The sequence below is a fragment of the Barnesiella viscericola DSM 18177 genome (assembly GCF_000512915.1).
In the GTDB taxonomy this organism is placed as follows: Bacteria; Bacteroidota; Bacteroidia; order Bacteroidales; family Barnesiellaceae; genus Barnesiella; species Barnesiella viscericola.
The window spans coordinates 1,887,080-1,899,234 of the sequence record NZ_CP007034.1 but is presented as its reverse complement, the minus strand read 5'-3'; the positions used below and the strand labels follow the sequence as shown (position 1 = coordinate 1,899,234).

Annotated in this window: 10 protein-coding genes; 7 read left to right on the top strand and 3 right to left on the bottom strand. The window is 54.0% G+C overall.

The window, feature by feature from the left end; all coding sequences use genetic code 11:
• Window positions 1-52 precede the first annotated feature (52 nt).
• Complete coding sequence (locus BARVI_RS07665; RefSeq protein ID WP_025278672.1) at window positions 53-1,549, bottom strand: glycoside hydrolase family 10 protein; 1,497 nt, start codon at window positions 1,547-1,549, stop codon at window positions 53-55.
• 260 nt (window positions 1,550-1,809) lie between these two features.
• Between BARVI_RS07665 and BARVI_RS07660 the strand changes: the two genes are divergently transcribed.
• The 6 genes from BARVI_RS07660 (at window position 1,810) to cysS (ending at window position 7,801) form a co-directional block, all read left to right on the top strand.
• Entirely contained in the window at window positions 1,810-2,001 is a 192-nt protein-coding gene (locus BARVI_RS07660) for a hypothetical protein (protein ID WP_025278671.1), read from the top strand.
• Window positions 2,002-2,669: 668 nt separating this feature from the next.
• A complete protein-coding gene (locus BARVI_RS07650; protein WP_025278669.1) occupies window positions 2,670-2,948 on the top strand; it encodes a LysO family transporter in 279 nt (92 codons plus the stop codon).
• Window positions 2,945-3,571: a lysine exporter LysO family protein gene (locus tag BARVI_RS07645; protein ID WP_025278668.1), complete on the top strand. Its 627-nt coding sequence runs from the start codon at window positions 2,945-2,947 to the stop codon at window positions 3,569-3,571. The genes BARVI_RS07650 and BARVI_RS07645 overlap by 4 nt, the downstream gene beginning before the upstream one ends.
• A 196-nt stretch (window positions 3,572-3,767) precedes the next feature.
• Window positions 3,768-5,561, top strand: coding sequence for an arginine--tRNA ligase (gene argS / locus BARVI_RS07640; RefSeq protein WP_025278667.1), 1,794 nt, complete (start codon window positions 3,768-3,770; stop codon window positions 5,559-5,561).
• Between the two features lie 30 nt (window positions 5,562-5,591).
• Window positions 5,592-6,290, top strand: coding sequence for a Bax inhibitor-1/YccA family protein (locus tag BARVI_RS07635; protein ID WP_025278666.1), 699 nt, complete (start codon window positions 5,592-5,594; stop codon window positions 6,288-6,290).
• 38 nt (window positions 6,291-6,328) lie between these two features.
• Window positions 6,329-7,801, top strand: coding sequence for a cysteine--tRNA ligase (cysS, locus tag BARVI_RS07630; RefSeq protein ID WP_025278665.1), 1,473 nt, complete (start codon window positions 6,329-6,331; stop codon window positions 7,799-7,801).
• A gap of 116 nt (window positions 7,802-7,917) precedes the next feature.
• On the opposite strand, the gene BARVI_RS07625 is transcribed toward cysS, so the two are convergent.
• On the bottom strand, window positions 7,918-9,603 hold the full coding sequence (locus tag BARVI_RS07625; RefSeq protein ID WP_025278664.1) for a SulP family inorganic anion transporter: 1,686 nt from the start codon (window positions 9,601-9,603) through the stop codon (window positions 7,918-7,920).
• Window positions 9,604-9,839: 236 nt separating this feature from the next.
• A complete protein-coding gene (locus tag BARVI_RS13380; RefSeq protein WP_157232566.1) occupies window positions 9,840-10,046 on the bottom strand; it encodes a hypothetical protein in 207 nt (68 codons plus the stop codon).
• Between the two features lie 69 nt (window positions 10,047-10,115).
• Here BARVI_RS13380 and BARVI_RS07620 point away from each other — a divergent pair, with 69 nt between their 5' ends.
• Entirely contained in the window at window positions 10,116-12,104 is a 1,989-nt protein-coding gene (locus tag BARVI_RS07620) for a KUP/HAK/KT family potassium transporter (RefSeq protein ID WP_025278663.1), read from the top strand.
• Window positions 12,105-12,155: the final 51 nt, after the last annotated feature.

Genomic DNA, 12,155 nt, shown 5'->3' with positions numbered 1-12,155 from the left:
AGTCGGGAAGGCGGCCTCGGCACAAACAGGGTCGGACGAGCAAAAGCGACGGTTACAATTTCACCTTCCGGCTCTTCCCGTCGCTCTCGTTGTGCATGCGGTCGACAGCCGTAACCACATAGACATATTCGCGGGTACCCCGCTTATAGGGCAACCGGTATTTCGTGTCGCGGGTCACTGCTACCAGATGCGAGGTGTCGTAGAGATTAATCTTCTCGCTCGGAGTAAACCGATAGACACAGAAATAGATTTGCCGCTGCATCTCGTCTTTGGTCGACTTGCGCTTCCATTGCAACTCATACCCGTCGGGGGTCCAACGGGCTTTCAGGCTCTTCACCTCGTCGGGGGCCTTGTTGTCGATAAAGGTATAGGCGGGAATCAGAGCCGGCACGGCATGGTAGTAGTTGCGCAGGTCGTCGGCTATCCCCTTGTAGTTTTCGAGCAACGAGTAACCCGGCCAGAAGCAGTTGCCCCCCACGTGGTCGAGGTAACGGCTCAGCTGCATCTTGTGATTCAGCTGGGTATAGAGCGGATTCACGTCGGTAGCGTCCATCGTCCGCACCACATCTTGTCCGATGTAGAGATGACGCCCGTTGGCATGGTTGTTCCACCAGTAGATAAGCGTCTCGGTACAAGCCGCCTTGTGGCCTATCTCCCAATAGAGTTGAGGCATCATGTAGTCGACCCACCCGTTGCGGGTCCACAACAGCACGTCGGCATACAGCTCGTCGTAGTTTTGCAGCCCGTTGGTGGCGCTGCCGTCGGGGTCGCTCTTCTGGTTGCGGTAGATACCGAACGGACTGATGCCGAAGCGCACCCACGGCTTGCGCGACTTGATGATGTCGCTCAACTCCCGGATAAGTTGGTTCACATTCTCCCGCCGCCAGTCGCCCCGCGACAGACCGTTGCCATAGCGGGCATAGCTGGCATCGTCGGGGAAATCCTGCCCGGCCACGGGATAAGGGTAGAAATAGTCGTCCATGTGAATGGCATCGACATCATAGCGGGTCACAATATCGTCGACCACCCGGCCGATAAACTCGCGGCACTCGGGCAACCCCGGGTCGAAATAGAGCTGACGGCCATACCGCACGAACCACTCGGGGTGTTGATGATAAATGTGCGAAGCGGCCAGCGGCTCGTCGGCATTGGTGGCCGCCCGATAGGGATTGAGCCAGGCATGCAGCTCCATGTTGCGGGCATGGCACTGCTCGATGAGGTATTGCAGTGGATCCCACAACGGCTCGGGAGCCACCCCTTGCCGGCCGGTCAGGTATTTGCTCCACGGCTCCAACTGCGACGGATAGAAGGCATCGGCCGCCGGACGCACCTGAAAAATCACCGCGTTGATACCGATGTGTTGAAGACTGTCCAACATCTGGTCGAAATAGCGTTGCATCGAATCGCGGTTCATATCCCAATAACGGCTCTGACCCACCGTGTGGATCCATGCCCCGCGGAACTCCCGCTTGGGGTGTTCGACGGCTTGAACGACTCCGCTACCCGCACAAACCAGCAGCAGGAGCGACAAATAAAATTTCAGTTTCACTGGATTCTCTTTTTATTTTCCGACAAAGATAACGCAAGACGAGGGCAGTACCAAATTTACGAGGGAGCAAGACAAGGTGATTGCTTTCCGTTGATGTTCATCAGTGAACGATTGACGAATTGAAGCAACAAGAATCATTCCTGTTTTACACCTTTTATAAATTATACCACCGGCTTTTTGGAAAAAATAAGATTCACGACCCTTGACTCACAAACACATCGTGCTATATTTGCATCGAAACTTATTAAACGGATTGTGATATGAAGAAATTTCTTTTCCTGGCCTGTATTGCCGCTGCTTCGATAATTGCCGCACCGGCTATCGCCCAAACTACCAACGGCAACAAGGCTCAAACAGAGTGCTGCAAAAAAGAGTGCAAGTGTACCGACTGCAAGGGTAAGGATTGTAAAGCCGATTGTCAAACCTGCAAATGCACCGACTGCAAATGCTAAGATTGCAAGAAGAATTGCCAGGCCAACTGCCAGGCTGATAAACCTTGCTGCAAACAACAGGCCAACTGTAACAAGCAGGCTCCCTGCAAGAGCAACTGCAACAAAAAGGCTACTTGCAAGAGCAACTGTGCTCCGGGCTGTACCCAAACTCCTGTGAAAAAGTAAATCGAGTTATCGAAAAGAATGAAACCGGGGCTGTCTTCCATCGAGGGGACAGCCTTTTCTTTTTCCCTTCTCCTAACCGGGAACCGTTCCGAACCGATTCCATCGAAAAGGTACCGACCACTCCTCCCGACGGGCAAAAGAGCGTAAAAAAAGCCTCGGCATCTATTAAATTATATTAAGTCAATCGGTTTTCTGTTGCGACTCTCCAAAAGATAGCTACCTTTGCATCGAATTTTTATACGGTTATTTGTATGATTGCTTTACGGGACAGACAACGGTTCTCAATCGTGCGGGGTATCGGACGACTCACCTCGCCCACGGTGTATGTCCACTGGTTCAGCGGATTCATTTGACCTGCTCCTATCCGTCGCGGTAGGAGAAATCTGCTCACACCCCTCCTACCCTCCCAACCTTTTACTCAACCGATTTTATTTTTCAATTCCGCAACAGGCTCCCGGTCATCGTGTCGGGGGAAAATCTGTTGCACAAAAGAGTGTACAACTATGTTACGCATTCTCATTCTGCTCGTGATAGGAATAGGCGCAGGCATACTTCTGCGGGGTCGCTCCTGCGTGAAGGTGACCAAATGGAGCATTCAGGCTACCGTTTGTCTCCTGCTGTTTGTATTTGGTATCTCGATAGGTTCCAACCGCGACCTCATCGACAATCTCTATAACTTCGGCTGGCAGGCCATGGTCATCGCCGCCCTCGGTGTGACCGGCAGCATCGTGGCTGCCCGACTGGCTCAACGGCTCTTTTTCAGGAAAGGAGGCAAGTCATGAAAGAGAATCTGCTCATTCTGTTCTGCTTTATAGCCGGTATCGGACTGGGACTCTCGCAACAGGCTCCCGAGTGGTTGCACGGTCACGACCTGCCCATGATTATCCTCTCGCTGCTCATTCTGCAAGTGGGCATCAGTCTGGGAGCCGGTACCGACCTGCGCCAGATTGCCCGCTCGCTCAACCCCCGCATGTCGCTGCTGCCGCTGTTTACCATTGCCGGTACGCTGCTCTTCTCGGCCATAGGGGTATTGCTGCTGCACGGGCGCAACCTCAGCGACTGCCTGCTCGTGGGTAGCGGGTTTGGCTACTATTCGCTGTCGTCGGTTCTGATTGCCGACCTCAAAAGTACCACCCTGGGGGTACAGGGTGCCACCGAACTGGCTACGGTGGCCCTGCTCGCCAATGTCATTCGCGAGATGATTGCACTCTTCGGCACACCGGCTTTGGCCCGTCTGGGTGGACGGCTGGTACCCATATCGGTGGCCGGCATCAACTCGATGGACGTGTGTCTGCCCATGATTGTGCGCAACTCGTCACGGGGCGAGGAGCTCATTCCCATTGCCATTCTGCATGGTATCGTCCTCGAAGTGAGCGTGCCGATTCTCATCAATGCCTTCTGTTAAGGGTGCCACACAACTCTGTTTTACCGCGACTCTTCCTCCCCATATCCCCTCGCCCGATGGGCAAGGGGAATTTTTAGTCTTTTCAGAAGAAAAGAGGCGGTTCGGCACAGTCAAAACAGAAAACTTGGTTTTCTTTTTGCCTCTGCGCTCACCTTTCATTATCTTTGTACCCCATATATTTAAATAAAGTAGAGACATGAAAGTAGAACAAATCATATCCGATGCCGCCGCCCAGGCTGTGAAAGCCTTGTACGGAGTCGACGCGGCCCCCGGGACCACTACGCCCCAAAAGACCAAAAAAGAGTTTGAAGGCAACCTCACGCTCGTCGTGTTCCCCTTCCTGAAAGCCTCGCACAAGGCTCCTGAGGCTACGGCCCAGGAGATTGGCGAATACTTGAAGGAGCATGAACCGGCCGTGGCTTCGTTCAACGTGATCAAAGGATTCCTCAACCTGGTGATTGCTCCGGAGTTTTGGAGCAATGTGCTTCACCACATCGACGACGAGGCGCATTTCGGTATCCGCGAAGCGGCACCCGATGCTCCGCTCATCATGGTCGAGTACTCCTCGCCCAACACCAACAAACCGCTGCACCTGGGTCACGTGCGCAACAACCTGCTGGGGTACAGCCTCTCGAAGATTCTGCAAGCCAACGGTAACCGGGTGGTGAAGACCAACATCGTGAACGACCGCGGTATCCACATCTGCAAGTCGATGCTGGCTTGGGAGAAGTGGGGCAACGGTATCACCCCCGAAAAGGCCGGCAAGAAGGGTGACCACCTCATCGGCGATTTCTACGTGCTCTTCGACAAGCACTACAAACAGGAGTTGAAGGAGCTGGAAGCCAAGGGTATGACTCCCGAGGAGGCCGAGGCCGCATCACCCCTCATGCAGGAGGCTCGCGAGATGCTGCGCAAGTGGGAGGCCGGCGATTCCGAGGTGCGTAGAGTGTGGGAGATGATGAACAACTGGGTATACGCCGGTTTCGACGAGACCTACCGTCGGCTGGGTGTCGACTTCGACAAGATCTACTACGAGTCGCAGACCTACCTCGACGGGAAGAAGAAGGTTCTCGAAGGGCTCGAAAAGGGTCTCATGTTCCGCAAGGAGGACGGTTCGGTATGGGCCGACCTCACGGCCGAAGGGCTCGACCAGAAGTTGCTGCTGCGCAGCGACGGCACCTCGGTCTATATGACGCAGGACATCGGTACGGCCCAACAGCGGTTCAACGACTACCCCATCGACAAGATGATTTATGTGGTGGGAAATGAACAAAACTACCATTTCCAGGTTCTCTCCATACTGCTCGACCGTCTCGGCTTCAAGTGGGGCAAGGACCTCGTGCACTTCTCCTACGGTATGGTGGAACTGCCCGAGGGCAAGATGAAATCGCGCGAGGGCACAGTGGTCGATGCCGACGACCTGATGGACGAGATGATTGCCACCGCCCGCGAGACCTCGGCCGAACTGGGCAAGCTCGACGGCTGCACCGCCGAAGAGGCCGAAGAGATTTCGCGCATCGTGGGCCTGGGTGCTCTGAAATATTTCATCTTGAAGGTAGACCCCCGCAAGAACATGACCTTCAACCCCAAGGAGTCGATCGACTTCAACGGGAACACGGGACCCTTCATTCAGTACACCTATGCCCGCATCTGCTCGGTGATGCGCAAGGCTGCCGAGGCCGGTATCGACTACCATCGCGAAGATACCAGCCACGTGGTTCCCAGCGAAAAAGAGATTTCGCTCATTCAACACCTGGCCGACTTCCCCTCGGTAGTGGCCGAGGCGGGTCGCATATACAGCCCCTCGCTCATCGCCAACTACGTGTACGACCTGGCCAAGGAGTACAACCAGTTCTACCACGACTATTCGATTCTGCGCGAGGAGAATGCCCCGGTACGGGCCTTCCGGCTGATGCTCTCGGCCAACGTCGCCAAAGTCGTCAAGAGCGGCATGGGGCTGCTCGGTATCGAGGTTCCCGACCGCATGTAAAAACAAAACAACCCATAAAACAAAACAGATATGGAAAATTCGTATGATTCTTATAAATCGACAGCCGGTACTTCGGTACTGTCGACCGTGATGCGCAAAGTGTACGGGCGCATGTTCTTCGCCCTCGTGGTGACCGCCCTCACAGCGCTGTATGTAGCCTCGTCGCCTGCTCTGCTGGCCACCATCTTGGGCAGCCGGGGCATCTTCTTCGGCCTTATTATCGCCGAACTGGCCGTGGTATTTGTCGTTTCGGGCATGCTCCACAAACTCAGTTCGACCACGGCCGTACTGCTGTTCTACCTCTATGCCATACTCAACGGCGTGGTATTCTCGTCAATTTTCGTGGTGTATGAGTTGGGCTCCATCGCCTACACCTTCTTCATTACAGCCGGTGTGTTCGGCGCGATGACCGTGTATGGTCTGGTGACCAAAAACGACATGACCAAATTCGGCAGCTACTGCATGATGGCGCTCTTCGGCCTCATCATCGCCACGGTAGTCAACATCTTCGTAGCCAGCAGCACCCTCGACTGGATTATCAGCTTCGTGGGCGTGGCCCTCTTCATCGGCCTCACCGCCTGGGATACCCAGAAAATCAAGAACGCCGCCTACGAGGTAGAACCCTCGCAAATGGGCAAACTGGCCACGATAGGCGCCCTGTCGCTCTATCTCGACTTTATCAACCTGTTCCTCTATCTGCTCCGCTTCTTCGGCCGCAGCAACGATTAAGGAGCTTCTGACCCAAGCATCTGTATAATACACGCAATATGACACAACCGTTTTTTATTTACAATACGCTCGACCGCAAAAAGGAGGAGTTCAAACCACTGAACCCGCCTTATGTGGGCATGTATGTGTGCGGCCCCACCGTCTATGGCGACGCACACCTGGGACACGCCCGTCCCGCCATCACCTTCGACGTGCTGTTCCGTTACCTCAAACACCAAGGCTATAAAGTGCGCTACGTGCGCAACATCACCGATGTGGGACACCTCGAAAACGATGCCGACGAGGGAGAGGACAAAATCGCCAAGAAGGCCCGACTCGAATCGCTCGAACCCATGGAGGTGGTGCAATACTACCTCAACCGCTACCACAAGGCAATGGAGGCACTCAACGTGCTGCCTCCCAGCATCGAGCCGCACGCCTCGGGACACATCATCGAACAGATTGAATACATCAAGAAGATTCTGGCCGCAGGTTACGCCTACGTGAGCAACGGCTCGGTCTACTTCGACGTGGTGAAATACAACAAGGACCACCACTACGGCAAGCTGTCGGGCCGCAACATCGACGACCTGCTCAACACCACCCGCGAACTCGACGGACAGAGCGAGAAGCACAACAGCTTCGACTTTGCCCTGTGGAAGAAGGCTTCCCCCGAGCACATCATGCGCTGGCCCTCGCCTTGGAGCGACGGATTCCCCGGCTGGCACCTCGAATGCTCGACGATGAGCACCAAGTATCTGGGCGAGGAGTTCGACATTCACGGCGGCGGCATGGACCTGCTCTTCCCCCACCACGAATGCGAGATAGCCCAGTCAGTAGCCGCCCAGGGACACGAGACGGTTCACTACTGGATGCACAACAACATGATTACCATCAACGGGCAGAAGATGGGCAAGTCGCTGGGCAACTTCATCACCCTCGACGAGTTCTTCACCGGCAACCACAAGTTGCTGCAACAAGCCTACTCGCCCATGACCATACGCTTCTTCATTCTGCAAGCCCACTACCGCAGCACCGTCGATTTCAGCAACGAGGCGCTGCAAGCTTCGGAAAAGGCACTGCAACGTATGCTCGAAGGGTGGAACAACCTGGCCAAAATCACGCCGAGCGACACCTCGACGGTCGATGTCAAGGCGATTCGCGAACATTGCTACGAGGCCATGAACGACGACCTGAGCACGCCTATCGTCATCTCGCACCTCTTCGAGACGGTGAAAATCATCAACACGGCGCTCGCCGGTGAGACCAAGCTGACGGCCGACGACATCGCTCACCTGAAAGAGACCTTCTCGACCTTCCTGTTCGACATTATGGGCATTCGCGAGGAGGCCAAGGCTTCGGACGAAGGCAACGAGGCTTACCACAAAGCCGTAGACCTGCTGCTCGATGTGCGCAAAGAGGCCAAGGCCCGCAAGGACTGGACTACCTCGGACTATATCCGCGACAAGTTGACCGAAATCGGGTTTGAAATCAAAGATACCAAAGAGGGCGTGGAGTGGAAATTGAAATAACCACACCCGACCGGATAGAACAAGAACGCCCGGGGCCGTAGCCCCGGGCGTTCTTTGTATAGCGTTGTCGCGAAAGAGGGGAGCGACACCGAAGCCGCTCCACCCCCATACGCCTACTATTTCTGCATTTCGGCCACGAACTCGTTGGCCTTGGCCACGGCCTTGGTAATGTGGTCGCAGATGTGGTCGTCGCCGATAAGACGGTCGATATTGGCCTTTTTGAGCGTCTCATGCACGTGAGGATTGACACCCGAAAGAATCACGTGAATCTTCTCCTTCTGCGACGAGGTAATCAATATTTCAAGGTTGTGCAGAGCCGTGGAATCGATGAAGGGAACCCGACGCATGCGAATGATGCGTACCAGCGGACGGTCGGCCATGCTGCGCATCAGCTCGTCGAACTTGGTGGCAATGCCGAAGAAGAAGGGGCCTTCGATTTCGTACACCTCTACCCCTTTGGCCACTTTCAACACCTCGTGCTGGTTCGACTCGGTGCCATGGGCAATGTCGAGCTCGTCGTGGAACACCGAGATTTTCGTCGTCTCGGTCATTCGGCGCAGGAAGAGCACCACGGCCAGCAACAGACCGATCTCGATGGCAATCGTGAGGTTGAAGACAACGGTGAGCAGGAAGGTGATGATGAGCACCGATACGTCGGACTTGGGATTCTTCAACAGCGAACGCACTGTGCGCCAACCGCTCATGTTATACGAAACGACTATCAGCACGCCGGCCAGGCACGACATGGGGACGAGCCGGATAAGCGGCATGAGGAAGAGGAATATCAGCAGCAGTACCACGGCATGTATCATACCGGCCACAGGGGTGCGGCCGCCGTTGTTGATGTTGGTCATGGTGCGGGCAATGGCCCCGGTCACAGGAATACCCCCGAAGAAAGGCACCACGATATTGGCGGCTCCCTGGGCAATCAGCTCGGTGTTCGAGTTGGTCTTGTCGCCGGTCACACCGTCGGCCACGGTAGCCGAGAGCAACGACTCAATGGCTCCCAGCACGGCAATGGTAAAGGCCGGGGAGAGCAGCTGGTTGATGGTATCCATGTTGATATTGAGCGACTGCGGCTGGGGTACCTCGCTGCTGATGTTGAAGCGATCGCCTATCGTCTCGATACCCTCGATGCCCCAGAAGCGGCGCAGGAAATAGACCAGCACCGTCATGAAAATAATGGCCATGAGCGACCCCGGTATCTTGTTGGAGATGCGCGGGGTATAGGCGATGATGAGAATACTGAGTACCCCGATGCCCAACGACCAGAAGTTGGTGGTTTCGATGTGCTGAAAGTAGGCAATCCACTTGGAGATGAAATCGGCCGGCACACTCTCCATCGTGAGCCCCAGCAGGTCTTTTATCTGCGTAGCGAAAATAGTGAGAGCGATACCGCTGGTGAAGCCCACCACGATGGGATAGGGTATGAACTTGATGATGGTACCCAACCGGAAGCAGCCCATGAGTACCAGAATCAGCCCTGCCATGAAGGTGGCGATGGCCAGTCCTTCGAGTCCGTAGGCCTGTATGATGCCGTAGACAATGACGATAAAGGCTCCCGTGGGGCCGCCTATCTGCACACTGTTACCGCCCAGAAACGAGACGATAAACCCGCCTATGATTGCGGTGATGAGACCCTTCTCGGGCGATACCCCCGAGGCGATACCAAATGCGATGGCCAAGGGCAATGCCACGATACCCACAATGATACCGGCCATCAGGTCTTTCAGAAATCTCTCTTTGGAATAGCTGGCCAACGAAGCCACGAATTTCGGGTGAAAATCCAATCTGCTTTTCATCTTTTGCTTTACCTGTAATACCTATTATATATTAACCTTTTATTACCTCTCTCCACAGGGAGCATTCGCCCCACAAAACCCGACCGGCAGCAAGTGTACCGTACTGAGGAGAATCGGGCATCGGACCCGGCCGGGAAAAACAGCGGCAAAATTAACTCTTTTTTATGGTTTGGAAGGTATGTTTGTTGAAAAATTAAAAAGAAAAGGGGGAAGATGGTTACTACATGATAAAATACTTAACAGATAAAGATAATGAGCAGACCCTTCTGAGCCGCGCCTTCGAGAAGGATCAGACAGGTACCGGCTGCAAGAGCATCGGTCGAGAGGCCGTAGAAGAGATAACAGCCGGGATCGTTGCCTCCGACATATTTGCCTCCCGAGAAGCAACGATAGTCAGGTAGCCCCCCTGGGATAAAAAAACAGGAAAGGCGGTATGCTATCATAAATTTGATTTATATTTGCAGCCGATGGAAAATCCGCTCCACTCATAAGAGCACAAAAAACAATATTTCATGACCAAGCTATCACAAGAAAGCGCAACAAGCATAGGAAGGATAGGGCTTGCCGGCTTCTTCATCTCATTGGGTATCGTATTCGGCGACATCGGGACCTCTCCGCTCTATGTGATGAAAGCCATTATACACACAGGTGAAACCCTTAACGAAAATTACATACTGGGTGCCTTGTCGTGCATCATCTGGACACTGACCCTACAAACGACCATAAAATATGTGCTCATCGCTCTCAGAGCCGACAACAACGGCGAGGGCGGGATTCTGGCTCTTTATGCCCTGTTGCGCAAACATCGGCGAAAGTGGATTTATGCCATTGCCATCATCGGGGCAAGTACCTTGTTGGCCGACGGCATCATTACCCCCGCCATCACCGTGACAACAGCCATCGAAGGTCTGGAAGGCATCAGTCCCGACTTGCCGGTGATTCCCGTAGTAATCGTCATCATCACCATTATCTTCTTTGTCCAGCAGTTCGGAACCGAATACATAGGCCGCTCGTTCGGGACATTCATGTTCCTTTGGTTCTTACTGCTGGGGGGATTGGGCATCGTCGGGCTTATCTCCTATCCCCAGGTATTCAAGGCTTTCAATCCCTATTATGCCATTTGGTTGCTGACCGAGTCGCCCTGTTGGTTCTTGATTCTGGGAGCCGTATTCCTCTGTACTACGGGAGCCGAAGCTCTTTATTCCGATTTGGGACACTGCGGCCGGGGCAACATTACCATCAGCTGGATTTTCGTGAAGGCAATGCTTATCCTCAACTATCTGGGGCAAGGCGCATGGGTGCTGACCCATCTCGACGAGGCGGTGCAAGAGTGCAATCCGTTTTATGCCATCGTGCCCAACGGCATGCTGCTGTTTGCCATTGTCATGGCTACGGGAGCGGCCATCGTGGCCAGCCAGGCCCTTATCAGCGGTTCTTTCTCGATACTGAGCGAAGCCATGAACTTGAAATTCTGGCCCCGTATGCGCATCAAGCACCCCACCCACATCAAGGGACAACTGTATATACCCACTATCAACCTGTGCATGTACATAGGTGTAGTAATCACGGTGTTATTGTTCCGGGACTCCTCGCATATGGAAGCAGCCTACGGCTTGGCGATTACAATCACCATGCTCATGACCACTCTGTTATTGGGCTTCTACCTGCGCATGCACGGGACTCCCCGTTGGGTGGTCTATCTGTTTTTAGGCGTTTATGGCGTAATCGAGGGGATATTCCTCCTGGCCAACCTCTCGAAGTTTGTCGTCGGCGGTTGGTTCACCTTGCTCATCGGCGGTGTGCTTTGCTTCATCATGTTTGTGTGGATAGGAGCACAAAGAATCCGCCGCAAACACCTGTCGACCAAACGGTTAAGCGACTACTACAAAATCATTTCAGACATAAAGGCCGACGAGAGTATACCCAAGTATGCCTCCAACCTGGTTTATGTGAACCATACACACAGCGAGGGCAATGTCGACGACAAAATACTCTACTCGATTATCAACAAGCAGCCTAAGCGTGCCGACCATTACTGGCTGCTCAACCTGGAGTTTGTCGATACGCCCGACACGCTCGAATACAGTTTTACACCGCTCATAAAAGGGACACTTTTCGGCATAACGATTCGCATCGGGTTCCGCATTGAGCCCCGTGTAAGCCTCTATCTGAGACAAATCGTGGAAGATCTGGTGGCTGAAGGTGAGATGGAATTGACCAGCACTTTCCCCTCTCTGCGCAAAAATGGCATACCGGGTGATTTCCGGTTTATCATTATCCACCACATCTACTATCCCGAGGACTCACGCGACCGTAAGCAGAATTTGCTGATGAGTCTCTTCTCGGTCATTCGACGAATCGGTATCAACGAGCCGAGTTCTTTGGGGTTGGACACGTCGGCCGTTGTCGTGGAACGTGTACCCCTGATTATAGCCAACCGAGGTAAGCAACTCGAACGGATTATACGGGTAGAACCTCGCCAGGAAGAGGACTACTCATAACCGATAAACGACTGCTCACTTTCGCATAACACACGGACGGCAGAAAGAGAG